Annotated in this window: 14 protein-coding genes; 6 read left to right on the forward strand and 8 right to left on the reverse strand. The window is 37.1% G+C overall.

The features are described from left to right. The 6 genes from QUH73_RS18950 (at window position 1) to QUH73_RS18975 (ending at window position 5302) form a co-directional block, all read left to right on the forward strand. Window positions 1-963: a cytochrome c3 family protein gene (locus tag QUH73_RS18950; RefSeq protein ID WP_289532012.1), complete on the forward strand. Its 963-nt coding sequence runs from the start codon at window positions 1-3 to the stop codon at window positions 961-963. 1 nt (window position 964) lies between these two features. Then, window positions 965-1579, forward strand: coding sequence for a cytochrome b/b6 domain-containing protein (locus QUH73_RS18955; protein WP_289532013.1), 615 nt, complete (start codon window positions 965-967; stop codon window positions 1577-1579). Window positions 1580-1781: 202 nt separating this feature from the next. After that, window positions 1782-2219 carry a hypothetical protein gene (locus tag QUH73_RS18960; RefSeq protein ID WP_289532014.1) on the forward strand — a complete coding sequence of 146 codons (438 nt, stop codon included), beginning with the start codon at window positions 1782-1784 and terminating at the stop codon, window positions 2217-2219. 161 nt (window positions 2220-2380) lie between these two features. Next, window positions 2381-4600 carry a TonB-dependent receptor gene (locus QUH73_RS18965; protein WP_289532015.1) on the forward strand — a complete coding sequence of 740 codons (2220 nt, stop codon included), beginning with the start codon at window positions 2381-2383 and terminating at the stop codon, window positions 4598-4600. Window positions 4601-4621: 21 nt separating this feature from the next. Beyond that, window positions 4622-4936 carry a heavy-metal-associated domain-containing protein gene (locus QUH73_RS18970; protein WP_289532016.1) on the forward strand — a complete coding sequence of 105 codons (315 nt, stop codon included), beginning with the start codon at window positions 4622-4624 and terminating at the stop codon, window positions 4934-4936. A gap of 180 nt (window positions 4937-5116) precedes the next feature. Next, window positions 5117-5302 carry a hypothetical protein gene (locus QUH73_RS18975; RefSeq protein ID WP_289532017.1) on the forward strand — a complete coding sequence of 62 codons (186 nt, stop codon included), beginning with the start codon at window positions 5117-5119 and terminating at the stop codon, window positions 5300-5302. 158 nt (window positions 5303-5460) lie between these two features. Here QUH73_RS18975 and QUH73_RS18980 read toward each other — a convergent pair whose 3' ends face one another. The 8 genes from QUH73_RS18980 to QUH73_RS19015 form a co-directional block, all read right to left on the reverse strand. Continuing rightward, on the reverse strand, window positions 5461-6570 hold the full coding sequence (locus QUH73_RS18980; protein ID WP_289532018.1) for a hypothetical protein: 1110 nt from the start codon (window positions 6568-6570) through the stop codon (window positions 5461-5463). A gap of 345 nt (window positions 6571-6915) precedes the next feature. Further along, window positions 6916-7992 carry a butyrate kinase gene (gene buk / locus QUH73_RS18985; protein ID WP_289532019.1) on the reverse strand — a complete coding sequence of 359 codons (1077 nt, stop codon included), beginning with the start codon at window positions 7990-7992 and terminating at the stop codon, window positions 6916-6918. A gap of 106 nt (window positions 7993-8098) precedes the next feature. Beyond that, on the reverse strand, window positions 8099-9244 hold the full coding sequence (locus tag QUH73_RS18990; protein ID WP_289532020.1) for an acyl-CoA dehydrogenase family protein: 1146 nt from the start codon (window positions 9242-9244) through the stop codon (window positions 8099-8101). A 128-nt stretch (window positions 9245-9372) separates the two neighbouring features. Further along, on the reverse strand, window positions 9373-11190 hold the full coding sequence (locus tag QUH73_RS18995) for an acyclic terpene utilization AtuA family protein (protein ID WP_289532021.1): 1818 nt from the start codon (window positions 11188-11190) through the stop codon (window positions 9373-9375). A gap of 71 nt (window positions 11191-11261) precedes the next feature. Further along, window positions 11262-13241 (reverse strand): acetyl/propionyl/methylcrotonyl-CoA carboxylase subunit alpha, encoded by a 1980-nt coding sequence (locus QUH73_RS19000; protein ID WP_289532022.1) that lies wholly within the window; start codon window positions 13239-13241, stop codon window positions 11262-11264. 34 nt (window positions 13242-13275) lie between these two features. After that, window positions 13276-14076, reverse strand: a complete 801-nt coding sequence (locus QUH73_RS19005) for an enoyl-CoA hydratase-related protein (RefSeq protein ID WP_289532023.1) — start codon at window positions 14074-14076, stop codon at window positions 13276-13278. Window positions 14077-14126: 50 nt separating this feature from the next. Then, window positions 14127-15734: a carboxyl transferase domain-containing protein gene (locus QUH73_RS19010; RefSeq protein ID WP_289532024.1), complete on the reverse strand. Its 1608-nt coding sequence runs from the start codon at window positions 15732-15734 to the stop codon at window positions 14127-14129. A gap of 108 nt (window positions 15735-15842) precedes the next feature. Continuing rightward, the gene (locus tag QUH73_RS19015; protein WP_289532025.1) at window positions 15843-19193 is read right to left on the reverse strand and encodes a methylmalonyl-CoA mutase family protein; all 3351 of its coding nucleotides are present in this window, start codon (window positions 19191-19193) and stop codon (window positions 15843-15845) included. Window positions 19194-19206 lie beyond the last annotated feature (13 nt).

Here is a 19206-nt window from a genome sequence, read left to right on the forward strand (position 1 = left end):
ATGAATCTAAGCAATTTTAAACATATTATTCTGATTGTTAGTTTCCTTTGCACTGTTTCTCTTGGTTTCGGGCAGGAAACAAATGAAAAAAATCAATCTGGTAACGACAAAAACCAAAAATGCCTGAAATGTCATGGAAATCACACATTCAAATATATGAATGAAGATTTTGGCCTTGAGATAAAAGAGGCAATGTGTAACAATAGATTTATTGACACAATCGCTTTTGCTCAATCGAACCATGGAATGTTCAAGTGCACTGACTGCCATTCACCGGAATATGAATCATTTCCTCATGCTGGAAATTTACGAATGGGACTTATGTATGCATGTAATGATTGCCATGGTGGTGATCCGGAGTATGCTAAATTTCATTTTGATGAGATTGAAGAAGCGTTTTATGAGAGTATGCATTACAATCGGGCACCTGATGCCTTCAACTGCTGGAGCTGCCATAATCCACATTCCTACAAAACACAGGCAAGTAAGGGTGGTAAAATTTCAGAAACAGTTACTTACGACAATAATATTTGTTTAAAATGTCATGCTGATATAAGTCAATTTGAATTACTTACTGAAAGGGAAAACATCAATATTCTTAAAACACACGACTGGCTACCAAACCAAGAACTTCATTTTAAAAATGTTAGATGCATTGAGTGTCACACACAACTAAATGATAGCCTGCTGATAAGCCACGTTGTTATGCCAAAAGAAAATGCTATTCGTGAATGTACTAAATGTCATTCCGAAAACTCGCGCTTAATGGCCAGTCTGTATAAGTACAAAAGTATGGAATCCCGAAAAAGCAATGGTTTCATTAACGCGGTAATTATAAATGAATCGTACGTTATAGGTGCGAACCGTAATAAGTATTTGAATATATTAAGTGTAATTATTTTTGGATTGGTGCTATCTGGAATTTTCATTCACACCCTTTTCAGAATCTTTAAACGTAAATAGTATGGCTAGCGAAAAACTTTATTTATATCCAATTTGGATTCGTATTTGGCACTGGATGAATGCAATACTTTTTATTACCCTTTTGGTTACAGGGGTCAGTATGCAATATTCAAATCCTGAGAATCCCCTATTAATTTCCTTTGAACGATCTGTTGAGCTTCATAACCTTTGTGGCATACTCATAAGTCTGAATTACCTTCTTTTTATTATTGGGAATTTGCTTACATCAAACGGAAAACAGTATAAAATGAAAACCAAAGGCTTATTGACCAGAATCTTCAACCAATCGGTATACTATCTTTTCGGAATGTTTAAAAAACAGGATGCACCCTATCCAATATCGGCTGAAAATAAATTTAATCCAATGCAACGTTTTATATACTCTACCGCTATGTATGTTGGATTTCCTATTATTATTGCCAGTGGCACAGCTATGCTATTTCCTGAAATCATTATTCCTCAAATATTTGGATTCAGCGGTTTATTAATTACGGCGATAGTACATGTGATTATTGGTTTTATTTTATCCCTTTTCTTGTTCATCCATTTGTATGTTTGTACAATAGGAAGCTCTATTAGCAGTAATTTTAAAAGCATGATAACAGGTTGGCATTAACAACTCTATCTTAAATAACAAACCGGATCCATTGGATTCGGTTTTTATTTTGTCGAAAATATAAATTTGAAATCAATAAATGATTACTATTTTTGTTTATAGATTTAAAACCAACAAAAAAAATAGAAATCACGCTTCACCCTATTTCGAATAACGATTGTCTTACGAATAGCAAATCACAAATAAAGCTGTCTTTTAAAAGATGAAACAACCAATAAAAAATATCATATCAATTGTTCTGCTGGTATTCTATCTGGCAGGATTTTGTGGTATTCATCTTTTAAAGCATAGTTGTTCTTCTTGTGATCATTCAGAGGTGCAAGTATTGATTAATTCAGATACAGAATGTTCTAACTGTCCCTGTGAAACAAATCATCATTCGGATGAAAATCATTCATATGATCAAGCCAATAACCTTTGTTGTGATTTTGATTTAGTATATCTTAAAACTAACCCAAGATCAATTATCAATAAAACGAATAAAGCACCAAATGCCTCAAAATTGGTTCTTCTTATATCTTATGCAGTAAGCATCGAAATTCTTTTCACTCCAGAACCACATGCTGAGGAATTTAAAGACTATAATTCCAACCAGAAAAGACGCATCAAACCTGATGTATTGTGCTGTTTCAACTGTTGATACCTCCTATTCATTTATCAGATTAATTCCACGATTTCTTTTCAATAAAGAAGTCATGTAGGATTTTTATTTACATCAAAAACACTTTGTATTAAATTTTCAATTAGATAGGTCGTCGTTTATAATGACCTCACTGATCTAATGTGCTTAGCTATTTACGTATGAAAATTAGAATTATTTCAATAATCCTTTCTATACTTCCAATCATTTCTTTTGCAGAGGATATCAAAGGGAAAATAATTGAAAAACCTGCTTCGGGGAAAACTATTCCTCTGGCGGGAGCTTCAATATTTTGGAAAAACACAACAATTGGAACTGCCGCAAATACCAATGGCGATTTCACCTTGAATTTAACCAACAAATCTGATATTTTGGTTGTCCAATTTGTTGGTTATGAAACAAAAGAAATAACCATTAAACAAATCAATAAAGCGGAGTTAGTGGTTGAACTTATTCCAAACATTTCTTTAAACGAAGTTATTATTTCGAAACGTAAATTGGGGACCATTTTAGATCGAAATAACCCAATACAATCGCAAAACATTACGGGTGCAGAACTTTGTAAAGCTGCCTGTTGCAACCTTTCCGAGAGTTTTGAAACAAATGCCTCAGTAGATGTATCTTATGCTGATGCTGCAACAGGTGCCAAATCAATTAAACTTCTTGGTTTAACAGGTAAATACATCGAAATGATGATGGAGAAAAATCCAAGTTTCAAAGGATTAGCATCTGTTTATGGTATGGAATATGTTCCAGGTCCTTGGATGGAATCCATACAGGTTTCTAAAGGCGTAGGATCTGTTATAAATGGATACGAATCAATTACAGGCCAAATCAATATTGAGTATCAGAAACCTCAACAATCACCAAAATTTTATCTAAACACTTATGCAAATAACATGGGAATGGCTGAGGTTAATGCAATTACTTCCGTGAAGTTTTCTCCAAAATTATCAACTTCTATCCTGGCTCACATTCAAGATAACGATCGAGAAATAGATAAAAACAAGGATAACTTTTTAGATGATCCGATGGTAACACAATACAATTTTGTGAACCGCTGGAATTGGGATGTCAGTGAAAATTTCAAAACCCAATTTGGTGTTAAATTCATTGACGAACAACGAATTGGTGGTCAAAAAGGCTATGAAACAAATCAACCGAATGATATCAACAACAAATACCGTATCAATATTGATACACGCAGATATGAAGCATTTGCAAAAATTGGTTACTTATTTCCTAATGATGACAATAAAAGCCTTGCATTAATCACAAACTTTTCCTCTCACAAGCAAAATTCTTTTTATGGATTAAGAACTTACGATGCGGATCAGAAATATTTCTATGCCAATTTGTTGTTCCAATCATATATCGGAAATTTAAAATACAAATATACTGCTGGCTTATCGTATATATACGATGACTTTAAAGATTATTTATCGGGAGATAATTTAGGAACCAACCGCACAGAGAAAGTTGCAGGTGCATATATAGAATACACATGGCTTCCTAATGAAAAAATCACCTTACAAACAGGATTACGATACGATGATAACAATATTTTTGGTGGTTTTGCAACTCCACGCGTACATTTCAGATATCTATTTGCACCAAAAACAACAATTCGATTAACTGGTGGTAGTGGCCGTAGAACCTCTAACCCTATTGCTGAAAATAGCTTTTTACTAGCTTCAAACAGATCATTTGAAATTTCGGACAATTTAAAACAAGAAAAAGCATGGAACTTTGGATTGAGCTTAACTCAGTATTTCAATCTATTTGGAAAAGGATTCACTGCTTCCGCTGATTTTTATAGAACAACATTTGACAATCAGGTAATAGTTGATCTGGATAACAGCGTGAATTCAGTGAAGTTTTACAACCTGGATGGAAGATCGTGGGCAAACAACTATCAAGTAGAATTAAAATTTGAGATCGTAGAACGTTTTGATGTAACCACTGCCATTCGCTTTTCGGATGTTAAGGCAGATATCAATAATGAATTCAGAAAAGTTCCATACGTAAATCGTTACAAAGGTTTGATCAATTTATCATACGCAACCAACTTTAATAAATGGCAATTTGATTTCTCAACTCAGTTTAATGGTGATATGAGAATTCCATCGACTCAAGAAAACCCGGATAATTTTCAAAGAAGAGCAAAATCTCCATCTTATGCATTAGTAAATGCTCAAATAACAAAACGTTTTCGCATTTGGGAATTATATTTTGGAGCTGAAAATTTGGGCAATTACACTCAAAAGAATCCAATTATCGAAGCTGAAAATCCTTTTAAGGAACACTTTGATGCTTCAATGATTTGGGGACCAATACAAGAGCGAAAAATTTATTTAGGTGTTCGCTTAACAATTGAATAACAAATAATTAAAACAAATATCATGAAAAACCTATTACAGATTTTAAAAAGAACAATTGTAGCTCTTAGTTTCCTATTAATCACCTCTACTGTTTTTGCAGGCAACCAAAAAGAGAAGAAAGTTGACACCGTTATATTCAAGGTAGAAATGGATTGTGTGGGATGCACCAGCAAAATTGAAAAAAATATTCCTTTCGAAAAAGGCGTTAAAGATTTGAAAGTTGATTTCAAAAAACAACAGGTAAGTATTACTTTCAAAACTAAAGTAACCAGCAAAGAAAAATTAAAAAAGGCTGTCGAAAAATTAGAATTTAAAGTACAAGAACTAAAGGAATAATGACTTTACATTTGAATTTCACTATTTTTAAAACCGAGAAATTTCTCGGTTTTTTTTATTCTCACTTCAAGATGCTTCTCTCTATTCTTTAATTCACACCCTAAGCTTGCTTGTTTAGGAGTGGCTATCTCAAATTTGCAAATAATTTAAATAGATCGCGAAAGCGCCCACGAAATATTGATGAAGCGAATTGAACAATGCTGGGAAAAGAGAAAGAAGATAAAGAAGAAACAGCCAGACGTAAGGCGACTCCAAGAACCAAGAGAGGAGAGAAAAATTAGTTTGAAAAAAATCATGACCAGTTCTATTGGTACAACCATTATTCGTGAATTAACCAGAGGAATTTTAGGCGTTTTTGGTATTTAGACCAGCACAAGAAGAAGTTCTGCCAGAACAATAAGCAGAGAGAAGAGTAAAATATAGTAAGGAAGTTTATCGAAGCTCTTATCTTCAATATTGCAAAAAAGAAGTTGCTCAATCTTATCAGATGAGCAACTTCTTTTATTAGTTATATTGTAAGTAAATTAACTCCCTGGAGTAGGCTCAGCTTCTAAAGCTTCAATTGAATTTTGTAATAAAGCTTTCACATATTTTGGATTGTGTACTCCTAAACTACGATCTTCTTCTAATCCAGCCCAGTTAAAGAATGCACGTGCCTGAACCATAGGATAAGTTCCTACTACTGGAACGTATTCTCCTGGAAGTGCAACTAATTCAATAAGACCTGTCTCTTCATTTAACTCATAAACAGACTCTTGAGCAAACTCAACAACACCTAAACGAACTAATTCATCTCTTAGAGTTTCAAGTTGGCCTTCAACAATTGATCGTACTCCTCCATAATTGAAATCTGTCTCTGTAACACCATGACATGTATTACATGCTAAAAGAGAAGGATTATATGTATGCCCTCCTTGATCTTTTTCATTATCAAATTCTGCCATATGACAACCAGTACAAGAAGCCTGAGCTAAATGAGTAGCAGAACCAGCTATAGGATAAGCAACAGAACCTTCAATTTCAGCAAAACCAACACCTGCAACAACATTAGCCTGTGCTCCGTGGTGAGGTCCGTAATGAGTACTGGTAATTTTGTATGTATCACCCGGTTTGTCAATAATAGGCTCAGCTCTTCTTGATTGATGACAATTCGCGCATAAATTTGAGTTTCCTCCTAAATCCATTGTTATTGCAGGATCGAATATTGGGTGTACAGGATCTTTTAGCCTTAAAGCATAATCTGTTGCTTCAAATGATTCATGTAACCCATGACAGGTAGCACATTCCCATGCAGTTGGGTTTGTAATAGCTCCTGCAACAGTACCGGTATTGGCATACTGCACAAAACCCTGATGCGAATGACAGCGTGCACAGGAAGCATTTCCTCCGGCATAATCAACTGCATTGATACCACTGCTATGAACAGACATAGCAAATTGTGATTCAATAGTTGCTCTGGTATCTCCAGAGTGGCAATCTAAGCAGGTTGAATTTCCATCGGTTCCATCAATTCCATTTGTGCCATCAGCACCTGCTGGTCCCATAGGTCCTTCTTTTGTACAACCAGCTATTGACAGAGAAATTGCAAAAACTCCAATTCCTACAAATTGAAAAAATGAGCGAGTTTTCTTCATAATAAAAAATATAAGATTAAATTTAGTAGTTCCATTTTTGACACAAAGAGTACACTCTTTATACTTTTTAAATATATATGAATGCAAATGCCTTATCAATAAATGGCTGGCGAGATTTATAAACTACAGGAAAGAGGTTTGTTTTGTTTAAAAAACGAGGAATTTGGTTTTTAAATCGACATTTATCATTCAAAGGACGATTTTTATCGAACATACTTACAAAACATTGTGTATCAGTGATATATCAGCAATAAACTGAACAAAAACAAGGAATTCGTTTTGTTTCAGGCATAAAAAAATCAGCCGAAGCTGATTCTTATTGATAATAAATTAAAATAAGTTCTTCTAGTAATCTAATATTTCTGTCTCATTTCTCAAAATCATTCTACCATAATCACTAAGAGCACTTAGTACTTCTGCTCCAGGGTAGATAGTAACAGAGGCAATTTTTTCAACTCTTCCTCTTATTTCTTTCACCAATGTTTCATCTTTAGCCAAACCACCGGTAATAATTATAGCATCAACAGCTTCACCTCCAAATACAGGATACATTGAACCTATTGATTTAGCCACTTGATAAGCCATTGCCGATAATACCTCTTTAGCTTTAGAATCACCTGCATCTCTCATTTTACAAACATCAAATCCACTATAAGTTTTAAAATAAGCATACAAACCACCTTCACCTGTCTGCATTTTCATCATCTCTTCCTGAGTGTATTTTCCTGAAAAACACATTTGAATCATTTCACCCATAGGCAAACTTCCACTTCTAATCGGTGAAAACGGACCATCACCATCGTATGCCTGATTTGAATCTACTACTCTCCCCTTTTTATGAGCTCCAATGCTGATACCTCCCCCTAAGTGAGCAATAATCAGATTCAATTCTTCATATTTCTTATAAATACTCTGAGCATATCTTCTTGCACTTGTTTTCTGATCTAAAGCATGAAAAATAGAACGTTTTTTAAACTCAGGGCGACCTGTTATTCTTGCTATATCTTCTAATTCATCAACCACAACAGGATCGGCAACAAAAGCTTCTGCACCATCAATTTGTTCCGAAATAGTATAGGCGAGTAATCCGCTAAGGTTCACAACGTCATTGCCGAACTCACAATTCGAAAGGTCTTTAATCATTGCCTCATTAACGCGGTAAACGCCCGATTTTACTGGCTTGATAAGTCCTCCTCTGCCAATAATAATTTTTATTTCATCAATAGAAATATCATTGGCCTTTAACTCATCCATAATCACCTTTGCCCGGTATTTTGTTTGATCGCAAAAGCATTTAAAATCACCGATCTCCTCTGGCTTATGGTTAATTTTCTTTAAAAAAACCGGAGAATTCATCCGATAAACAGCTATTCGTGTAAATTGCATTCGCGGATTTAAGGCAAGTATCAGTTCTCTACTCATAGTGTTAATATTAGTGTTGTTATATGATTTAAAGTTGGAGACAACAGTCTCTGACAATTCGTCTTTTGTTTTAGTTTATTTTACATGCATTCCATTGTAATACATCTCAACATCCAATATATCTTGAAATAACCAATCTTTGAATTTCAGATGTTCCTTCTCCAATTTGAAGAAGGCGCTGATCACGATAAAACCGTTCCACCGGATATTCTTTCATCAAACCATATCCACCGTGAATTTGAACTGCCTCGTCTGCAACTTCCTTCGCAATTTCTGAACAATACAACTTAGCCATGGCCGCTTCTTTTCCATATTCTTTCCCTGTATCTTTCAACCAGCATGCTTTGTACAACAGGTTTCTCGCTAACTCAATTTTCAATGCCATATCAGCCAGTTTAAAAGAAACAGCTTGAAATTTCGAAAGTGTTTTTCCAAATTGTTTTCTCTCTTTTGCATAAGCAAGAGCCAATTCGTAGGCACCCTGAGCACATCCAAGTCCCATGGCAGCAATGGATAATCTTCCTGAATCCAAAGTTTTTAGCATTACTTTGGATCCCATTCCCCGTTCTCCCAACATATTTTCTTTGGGTATGCGGCAAGCATCAAAGAACATTTCTGAGGTATCCGAAGCCCTCCACATCATTTTGCCATGCATGGTTTTGGATTTCCAACCCGGTGTTCCTTTTTCAACAATAAAAGTGCTAAATTCTTTCTCTTTGCCATTTATTGCTGTTACTGCCTGAACTGTAACACCAGAACACAAAGGGGTTGATCCATTGGTAATAAAAATCTTAGAACCGTTAATCTCCCAACGATCTCCTATGTCTTTTACAAATGTTTTTGATCCACGGGAGTCAGAACCAGCCTCAGGTTCTGTCAATCCGAAAGCCCACAGTTCTTTGCCAGAACAAAGTCCGGGAAGGTATTTTAATTTTTGCTTTTCACTGCCAAATTCATACAATGGCCCTATTCCCAGCGAATTATGAGCAGCAAGTGTGGCTGCATGTGAACCATCAACTCTTGCAATTTCTTCGACTGCAATAATATAAGACAAATAATCGGTACTGTGTCCGCCATATTTTTCAGGAAGTGTCATGCCAAACAATCCCATTTCGCCCATTTTTCGTGTTAATTCAATAGAAAACTCCTCTTTCTCGTCTAATTCCTGAGCCAATGGTTTTATATCCCGTTCGGCAAAATCCCGAACAGCCTTTCTTATCGTATCATGTTCATCATTCAAATATGGAAACATATCTATTTCTATTAGTAATTAATAATTCAGAAATGAGAAAATATGTCTGTTACTTCAATCTTTAGGCTTCCTCATTCACAAATATTAAGTTAGCAACTATCAATCATTTCGCAAATTCCATTCTGGATTTATTTTTGAAATTCCCCAGATAATATAGTAGCAAGAACATCCTCAGGAACCACAACTTCTTGATTCAAAAGTGCAGATGCAAATGTTTTACCCTGAGCATCAATCATTAATGATTTTGTTCCTCCACCATCAAGAGCTTCTTCCAACAGAAAATTCAATGCCATTAAATTGTCAATTTCGAATCTTGTGACTTTTCCTTTTGATAAGCCGAAAAACATATCAGTAATTCTCTCTGAAGTTAATTCCGTCTTTAAAAATTCATATACCGCTTTCGATCGAGCCAATACTCCAATATTTACGGTATCTCCTTTATCTCCGGAACGGGCCAGACAAATTTCCCGAAATGGAACAGCACACATTTTTACACCTTTCGTTTTTTTCACATTGTCATGATCAAAATTCGATGATTGTGCAACTACTAATTCCTGTTCATTTCCTAAAACAGAAGGTATTTCTGATGTTTCTTTAATTTCACCATCTTCATTCAAAACATATACCATTGATGAGATACAAGTTTTTGGGATTAAAGTAGGCCAATAAGTAATTACCTGCTGCATTCTCGCCCTGCCACCCGTTACGGCAACTCCCGGAGGCCCACTCAGGATCAAGGGAGCAATACTCATCGAAAAGTCTTTTATTTTTGATACATCAGTATCATAAACAGATAAGCGCAGTAATATTTCATTGGGATCAATATCCTCAGCCAGATGCTGATGACAGGCGTTGTACCCAACAAATTCAGTATTTTTCTTTAAATAAGTATGCTTTAATCGTTGCCAGAATATTTTTTCAAACTCCTGCGCTTTGTTCAATACTTTTCCACCACTAATCACAATAGAACTTGTTGCCTTGTATCCATCTTCAAATGCCATTGAAACTTTCAAATACGGCGTGGAAGGGTGACCTTTTGCATTCTTCACCAATACTCTATTTTCACCTTGCTCTTCGAGCACTAACTGACTAAAATCGGCAACAACATCTGGACTGATATATTGAGCTGGATTACCCATTTCGTATACCAATTGCTCGCGAATTGTATCAATACTAATTAACCCGCCTGTATTCTCATGCTTGTAGACAGAAAATTCACCATTTTTATTCATTTCAACTATAGGATATCCCATGTTATCCCAACGTTTTACTTTTTGCCAATCGGTAAAATTCCCACCTGTTGATTGCGCTCCGCATTCGATAATATGGCCAGCCACCAAACCTGCAGCCAATTGATCCCAATTATCCAGTTTCCAGCCCAATTCATAGATCATTGGTGCCATAGTTACCGAGGTATCGGTTACGCGGCCAGCCAGTATCAAATCTGCACCACTCTCCAAAGCCTTCAACAAAGGAGGCACACCTAAATAAATATTTGCACTTTGTATATTTTCGAAAATGTCCTGAAAATCCTCTCCGGTATCCATGTTCTTAAAACTGGTTTTGGCAGGATAAAACTCGTCTATTCTTTCAATGATATTATCCCCCTCGACTACAGCAATTTTAATCGAAACCCCTTTCTTTTTCAATTCCGAAAGAATTTTACGAGCACAGCCTATTGGATTAATTCCTCCGGCATTTGTAATCATTCTTACACCTTTCTCTTTCATCAAATCAGCTACATCCACAATCTGATCAACAAAATCAGTGACATAGCCCAAAGATTCGTTTTTTAACTGTTGTTTACGAAGAATACTCATTGTTACTTCAGCTAAAAAATCAGAAGATATGTAGTCCACATCTCCACCTTCCAACTGTCTTCTTAGTACTCCAAGGTCATCGCCCCAGAAACCACCGGCATTTGCAATTCTGATTTTATCCTTCATATTTTTTGATTTGGCGTTAAATTCAAAATAATATATGCTTAGTTTTCAGGTTAACATATAACCTGATCTGTTTAATCCATCATTAACTTTATCAATTCTGTTCTATTCTTAACCTGATCTCCTTCAGAAACCAATACACTTTCAACTTTCCCTTGAAAAGGAGCACGAATACTATTTTCCATCTTCATGGCTTCCACAATAATCAGTACATCACCTTTAGCCACGATTTGTCCCGTTTTGGCTTCAATCTTAACAACTCTGCCAGGCATTGGTGATAAAATTCTTCCATCACCTTCTTTCTGATCAGAAAGCCCAACATCTGCTATATTGGATTGAATCTCCGACCATCGAATCATCTCACGAACTATCCCCTGACAACTCACAAAACTCTTTCCCTCTGTATTTTTCGACTGGTAAAACTGATATCTAACACCATTAAACTCCAACATCAATTGAAAGCCATCAATACTCACATTATCAACAATATAATAAGAGTTTGAAATTTTGATGTTATATGGTTTTTCACTGATTATTTCAATATCAAGTACTTCCTCATCTACAATTCTAAGTTTTGTTCCCTGCTGTCTCCAATAGCCAATCTCTTCCCAAATTGAATCGACCTTCTCTCTGTTCAACTCAAACAATGCAAAGCTGATTTGAAAAAGGAATGCTGGTATTTCAAGCTTATCATCCTTCATTTTCCGCATCAGTTCATCGTTATGATCCTGACAAAAATGTGTTGAAATTTTATTTTGTTTGAAATGATCAGTATTCAGCAATGTATGCAAGTACATGATGTTATTCTTGATCCCGTGTATCTCATAATTGTGTAAGGCATGATGCAATCTTTCAATTGCCAGATCCCTGTTTTCGTCCCAAACTACCAATTTTGCTATCATCGGATCGTAATCAGGATGAATCGTGCATGCCCCCACTATAGCAGAATCCAAACGCAATCGACCATCAAACAATTTTGGTGATTTGTAAAAACTAATTTCTCCAGGAGATGGAATAAACCCCTTTTCAGGATCTTCAGCATAGATTCTGGCTTCAATGGCGTGGCCTTTCATGTGAATATCTTCCTGTCTCAACTTCAATTTTCGCCCCGAAGCTATCGACAACTGTTTTTCCACCAAATCAATTCCGGTTATCATTTCCGTTACCGGATGTTCTACCTGAATTCTTGTATTCATCTCCAGAAAGTAGTAATTCAAGTCTTCATCTACCAAGAATTCTACAGTTCCCGCATTGGTATAATTCATTTCCTGAGCCAGGAAAACAGCCATGTTCCCCATTTCCTTCCTCAATTCAGGCGTTAATGTTGGCGAAGGAGCTTCTTCAATCACCTTTTGAAAGCGTCGCTGTATCGAGCATTCCCGCTCAAATAAATGCACCACATTTCCATGCTGATCAGCTAAAATCTGAACTTCAATATGTCGTGGATTTTGTATGTATCTTTCAATTAAAACGGTGCCATCAGCAAAATAGCTTGCAGCTTCGCGCGATGTAGACTCCAAAGCTGCTTGTAATTCTTCTTTTTTATGAACGATCCGCATTCCCTTGCCACCGCCACCTGCAGCAGCTTTAATCAAAAGTGGAAACTGCATTTTTCCCGCTTCCTCTATCAATTTCACAGAGTCTCCAACAACACCTTCTAACACAGGAACACCTATGGTTTTCGCAAATTCACGGGCATTTACCTTATTCCCCATCAATTCGATTGCATTAGCATCCGGACCCACAAAATCAATTCCATTATCGGCACATAATTGAGAAAAAACAGCATTCTCAGCTAAAAACCCATATCCCGGATGAATAGCATCCGCTTTTGCTTTTCGTGCAATTTCAACGATCTGATTTAAATTCAGATATGTTTCCTGTAAATTATTTCCCTTTAAAGGATATGCCTCATCGGCCTGCAATACGTGCTCTGCCTGCCTATCGAGTTCAGAATATAAGGCAATGGTATGTATACCCAAATCTTTTGCTGTTCGCATGATTCTAAGGGCAATTTCGCCACGATTCGCTATTAATAGTCTTTTGTAGTACATTCAAATTCAATTAGTAATTAATAATTACAAATTATTAATTCTCAATTAGCCAATTAGGTTTTCGTTTCTCCAAAAATGAATTCATTCCTTCCTGACCTTCATCTGATTGGCGAAGTTCTGCAATCATTTTGGCTGTATTTTCCATCGCTTCTTCGTGATTCCAAACATTCTCCACATCGTAAAGCAATTGCTTGCAGGTAGAAACTGCAATAGGTCCACTCGATTTTAATTTTGAAATCAGATCTTCCAATTTGGCATTCAGCTTTTTATCTCTGTAAGACCAATTCACCAAACCTGCTTTCTGCGCCTCTTTCCCATCCAATCTCATTCCGGTAAGCATCAACTCTTTCGATTTGTATTCACCAACACGCTTCATCACGTAAGGAGAAATACAAGCCGGAACAATGCCGATTTTCACTTCACTTAATGAGAAAACGGTATTCTTATGTGCCAGAACAAAATCACAGGCTGCCAATAATCCATTCGCCCCGCCAATTGCAGCACCATGCACAACAGCAATAGTCGGAAACTTGCAGGAATAAACAGCATTAAAGCACATTGATAACTTATAACTCTCCAAATAGTTTTCCTGATAAGAATAATTGGCAACGCCTTTCATCCATTTTAAATCTGCTCCGGCACAAAATGATTTTCCCTTTCCCTTCATCAGCACCACACGAATGATATCATAATTCATCTTTTCAATTTCTTCAAAACAATCAATTATTTCGCCAATCATCACCTCATTAAAGGCATTGTGTATCTCGGGACGATTCAACATGATCGTTCCGATTTTATCTTCTATAGTAAATTCTATGGTTTTAAATTGTTTCATTTTCTTTTTATTTACCCCTAAATCCCCTAAAAGAGACTTAAAAAATTCAATTACATCCTAAACACTCCAAAATCAGGCTCACCAAACTCTTTATTTACTGAAGCTGCTATTCCCATTGCCAAGACTTTTCTTGTATCGGCTGGATCGATTATCCCATCGTCCCACAAACGTGATGTACTGTAATAGGCTGAACCCTCCTCTTCATATTTAGCTAAAATGCTGTTTTTCAACTGATCTTGTTCTTCCTTCGGGAATTCTTTCCCGCTTTTCTGAAGTTGTTGTTCTTTCACTTGTACCAAAACACCTGCCGCCTGTTCGCCACCCATTACCGAAATTTTGGCATTGGGCCACATAAACAACAATCTGGGTTCGTAAGCCCGTCCTGCCATTGCATAGTTTCCTGCTCCAAAAGAGCCGCCAACAATTACCGTGAATTTAGGAACCTGAGCATTTGCAACTGCATGAACCATTTTGGCTCCATCGCGGGCAATTCCTTTGTGCTCATATTCTTTTCCCACCATAAAACCAGTAATATTCTGCAGAAAGATCAATGGAATCTTACGAAAACAACACAATTCAATAAAATGTGCTGCTTTCAGCGATGTTTCAGAGAAAATAATGCCGTTGTTGGCTATAATGCCTACCGGAAAACCCATGATCTTTGCAAAACCAGTAACTATGGTTGGTGCATAACGCTCTTTAAATTCCTGAAAAGAACTTCCATCCACAATTCTGGCTATGAGCTCTCTGGCATCAACGGCCTTTTTCAGATCAATTGGAGCCAATCCGTACAATTCATCAGCAGGATACACGGGTGCTTTCACCTCTTCACGCTCCAAGCCTTTTTTTCGAACTTTCGGCATCGACTCAAATATATTTCTGCATATTTGAACCGCATGTCTGTCATTTTCAGCCAAATGATCTGCTACCCCGGAAATAGAAGTATGCATTTCAGCTCCGCCCAATTCCTCAGCAGTAACATCCTCACCTGTTGCAGCCTTCACCAATGGTGGTCCGCCAATAAAAATGGTTCCTTGTCCTTTCACAATAATGGTTTCATCACTCATGGCCGGCACATAGGCACCACCTGCGGTACACGATCCCATTACAATGGAGATTTGAGGAATTCCTTTGGCCGACATTTTCGATTGATTGAAGAAAAACCGTCCAAAATCATACTTATCAGGAAATACCTTCGATTGCTCAGGAAGAAAAACACCTCCCGAATCGACCATATAGATACAAGCTAAATGATTTTCCATGGCAATTTCCTGTGCCCGAATGTGCTTCTTGATGGTTTCCTTGATGTATGTACCGCCTTTCACCGTTGCATCATTAGCAACGATCACACACTCTCTGCCATGAATTACGCCAATACCAGTCACAATGCCTGCTGAAGGAAATTGATTTTCATATTGATCGCAGGCAGCCATTGCTGAGAGTTCTAAAAAAGGCGTATTCTTATCCAATAATAACTCAATGCGATCTCTTACCAATAACTTTCCGCGCTTCAAATGACGCTCTTTGGCTTTTTCGTCAACACCATGCATTATTGACTTTAATCGATGGCGATATTCTTTCATCAATTTCTCGTAAGACTTCTTATTATTCAAGAAATCCGCAGAGTTTACGTTTATTTTTGATTCTATTTGATTCAAAGCTATATTGTTTTTACTTCGGTTTAATCAGATCTTTTATTCTTAATTAATTCTAAAAAAATGAATTATTTTATTCAGGACACAAGATCTTGTGTCCCTACTGAATAATTACATATTTCGTCGGTACTGACCACCAACCTCGTATAAAGCATTGGTTATCTGACCTAATGTACAGAATTTGCAAACTTCCATTAAGGAGGCAAATATATTTTCATTCCTCAAGGCTGTCTCTTTCAACTCTTCCAATGCTTTTACAGCCTTTTCCTTCTGATTAGTCTGCACTAAGTCTTTAAATTTCACCTGATTGATTTTCTCTTCCTCATCGGAACGAATAACTTCCTTTGGCTGAACTGTAGGAGAACCTTTTGAGCTTAAAAATGTATTCACACCAACAATTGGTAATTCACCACTATGCTTCAAACTCTCATATTGAAGAGATTCTGATTGTATTTTGCCTCTTTGATACATGGTTTCCATAGCTCCCAATACACCGCCGCGCTCCGTTAATCGATCAAATTCTACCATGACAGCTTCCTCAACCAAATCGGTTAATTCTTCGATAATGAATGATCCCTGCAAAGGGTTCTGGTTTTTGGCTAAACCAAGTTCTTTATTAATGATTATTTGTATCGCCATTGCCCTTCTTACCGACTCTTCGGTTGGTGTCGTGATAGCCTCATCGTAAGCATTCGTATGAAGCGAATTACAATTATCATAAATTCCGGTTAAAGCCTGCAATGTAGTTCGGATATCGTTGAATTCGATTTCTTGTGCGTGCAGCGATCTGCCCGAAGTTTGGATATGATATTTCAGTTTTTGGGAGCGATTATTGGCCTTATATAAATATTTCATGGCCTTCGCCCATATTATTCTCGCTACCCTACCGATTACCGTATATTCCGGGTCCATTCCATTGGAGAAAAAGAAGGAAAGATTCGGTGCAAAATCATCAACCTTCATACCTCTTGAAATGTAATATTCAACCAAGGTAAATCCGTTTGATAATGTAAAAGCCAATTGAGTAATCGGGTTGGCTCCTGCCTCCGCAATATGATATCCGGAAATAGAAACCGAATAAAAATTCCGAATCTGATTTTCGATGAAATACTGCTGAATATCTCCCATCATTTTCAGAGCAAAATCAATAGAAAATATACAGGTATTCTGCGCCTGATCCTCTTTCAGCATATCTGCCTGAACCGTTCCCCGAATCTTACAAATGGTTTCTTCCTTAATTTTCTGATAAACCTTAGCAGGCAATACCTGATCTCCGGTTGTTCCTAACAACAACAGTCCCAATCCGTTATTTTCTTTTGGCAAATCGCCTACATAATAGACTCTGTCTTTCCCAGAGAAGATTACTTCAAGTTTTACTTTAACCTCTTCTTCCAGTCCATGTTCCCGAATATATTTCTCACATTCCTGATCGATAGCTACATTCATGTAATAGGCTACCAACATTGGAGCCGGCCCATTAATCGTCATGGATACCGAAGTTTTCGGATCGCACAAATCAAAACCGCTGTATAGTTTCTTGGCATCATCCAATGAAGCGACAGAAACTCCGGCATTACCAACTTTTCCGTAAATATCCGGCCGGTAATCAGGATCTGCACCATACAAAGTAACCGAATCGAATGCGGTTGATAATCGAACTGCAGGCTGACCAGCCGCCAAATAATGAAATCGCTTGTTCGTTCTTTCGGGAGTTCCTTCTCCTGCAAACATTCTTGTTGGGTCTTCCCCTTCCCGTTTGAACGGGAAAACACCTGCTGCGTAAGGAAATTCACCGGGAACATTTTCTTTTAGATTCCATTTTACGATATCGCCCCAACTTCTATAGCTCGGCAATACGATTTTAGGGATTCTGGTCTGCGAAAGAGTTTCAAAATGTGTTTCCACCAATAACTCCTTACCACGAACTTTATATTTGAAAATATCCTCTTTGTATCTTTTTTTCTTTTCTTCCCAGGAATCTATAATATTCTGATGCTTAAAATCTTTCGAAAGAGATTGTTTTTTTCCTAATAAAGCATCCTTAACGCCATCATCTTCAAATATTTCAATAGACTTATCTAAAGCATACAATTGATCTGCTAATTCAGATTGCTCTTCCACCTTTCTGTTGTATCTTCTTACGGTTTCGGAGATCTCTGAGAGGTATCTTACCCTGGCTGGTGGTACAATTTCTATCTTTTGACTCGCCTCAAGAAGAGGTTTTCCATTCTGAGCAAATCCGGTAGCATTACTTGAGTTTAAAAACTGAATTAAGGCGTGATAAAGCTCGTTTACGCCATGATCGTTAAACTGAGAGGCCACTGTTCCATAAACCGGCATATCGTCCGGATTTCGATCCCAGAGGAGGTTGTTTCGTTGATATTGCTTTTTCACATCGCGCAAAGCATCCTGTGCCCCTTGCTTATCGAATTTGTTGATGGCAATTAAATCAGCAAAATCAAGCATATCGATCTTCTCCAACTGTGTTGCCGCCCCAAATTCGGGCGTCATCACATACACTTTCACATCGCTGTGATCCACAATTTCAGTATCCGACTGTCCAATTCCTGAACTTTCAAGAAAAATACAATCAAATCCTGCCGATTTCATTAAAATCAAAGCATCATCAACATGTTTAGACAATGCCAGATTGGCACGGCGTGTAGCCAAAGATCTCAAATAAATGTTCGGATGATGAATGGAATTCATTCGGATTCGATCACCAAGCAATGCACCTCCACTCTTTTTCCTTGAAGGATCTACAGAAAGAATTGCCAGTTTCAATTCAGGATAATCGATCTGAACCCTGCGAATCAGTTCGTCCGTTAAGGAAGACTTTCCGGCACCACCTGTACCTGTAATTCCAATTACGGGCGTGTGATTGACCTTAGCGCTGTTCTTCAATTCAAGATACAAATCCGAATCCTGAAGCAGATCATGTTCAGCCAAGGTGATTAACCTTGATAGTAAATTAACATTTTCACTTGTAATTTCTGATGCTTTTGGCAAATCAAAATCATTCAATGAGTAATCCGATTGCTCCAAAACCTCATTAATCATTCCCTGCAAACCAAGGTTACGACCATCATCAGGAGAATACAAACCAGCAATTCCGTAAGCTTCCAATTCTTTAATTTCAGATGGTAGAATAACTCCTCCGCCACCTCCAAAAATTTGAATGTGTCCGGCATTTTTCTGTTGCAATAAATCATACATGTACTTAAAGAATTCCATATGTCCACCCTGGTAAGAGCTTATGGCAATGGCTTGTACATCTTCCTGAATAGCACAATCTACAATCTCTTCGGCAGAGCGGTTGTGTCCCAAATGAATCACTTCAGCACCCGAAGCCTGAATAATTCTTCGCATGATATTAATCGATGCATCATGGCCATCGAAAAGCGAAGTTGCTGTTACAATTCGAACCGTATTTTTAAGCTTGTATGTCGTATTTGCTGTCATGCTTTAGTTGTAA

The organism is Labilibaculum sp. K2S (assembly GCF_030372765.1).
Taxonomy (GTDB): Bacteria; Bacteroidota; Bacteroidia; order Bacteroidales; family Marinifilaceae; genus Labilibaculum.

Excerpts from the sequence above, each read along its gene's own strand:
- QUH73_RS18950 (WP_289532012.1), top strand. The coding sequence starts at position 1 with ATGAATCTAAGCAATTTTAAACATATTATTCTGATTGTTAGTTTCCTT.
- QUH73_RS18955 (WP_289532013.1), top strand. The coding sequence starts at position 965 with ATGGCTAGCGAAAAACTTTATTTATATCCAATTTGGATTCGTATTTGG.
- QUH73_RS18960 (WP_289532014.1), top strand. The coding sequence starts at position 1,782 with ATGAAACAACCAATAAAAAATATCATATCAATTGTTCTGCTGGTATTC.
- QUH73_RS18965 (WP_289532015.1), top strand. The coding sequence starts at position 2,381 with ATGAAAATTAGAATTATTTCAATAATCCTTTCTATACTTCCAATCATT.
- QUH73_RS18970 (WP_289532016.1), top strand. The coding sequence starts at position 4,622 with ATGAAAAACCTATTACAGATTTTAAAAAGAACAATTGTAGCTCTTAGT.
- QUH73_RS18975 (WP_289532017.1), top strand. The coding sequence starts at position 5,117 with ATGAAGCGAATTGAACAATGCTGGGAAAAGAGAAAGAAGATAAAGAAG.
- QUH73_RS18980 (WP_289532018.1), bottom strand. The coding sequence starts at position 6,570 with ATGAAGAAAACTCGCTCATTTTTTCAATTTGTAGGAATTGGAGTTTTT.
- buk (WP_289532019.1), bottom strand. The coding sequence starts at position 7,992 with ATGAGTAGAGAACTGATACTTGCCTTAAATCCGCGAATGCAATTTACA.
- QUH73_RS18990 (WP_289532020.1), bottom strand. The coding sequence starts at position 9,244 with ATGTTTCCATATTTGAATGATGAACATGATACGATAAGAAAGGCTGTT.
- QUH73_RS18995 (WP_289532021.1), bottom strand. The coding sequence starts at position 11,190 with ATGAAGGATAAAATCAGAATTGCAAATGCCGGTGGTTTCTGGGGCGAT.
- QUH73_RS19000 (WP_289532022.1), bottom strand. The coding sequence starts at position 13,241 with ATGTACTACAAAAGACTATTAATAGCGAATCGTGGCGAAATTGCCCTT.
- QUH73_RS19005 (WP_289532023.1), bottom strand. The coding sequence starts at position 14,076 with ATGAAACAATTTAAAACCATAGAATTTACTATAGAAGATAAAATCGGA.
- QUH73_RS19015 (WP_289532025.1), bottom strand. The coding sequence starts at position 19,193 with ATGACAGCAAATACGACATACAAGCTTAAAAATACGGTTCGAATTGTA.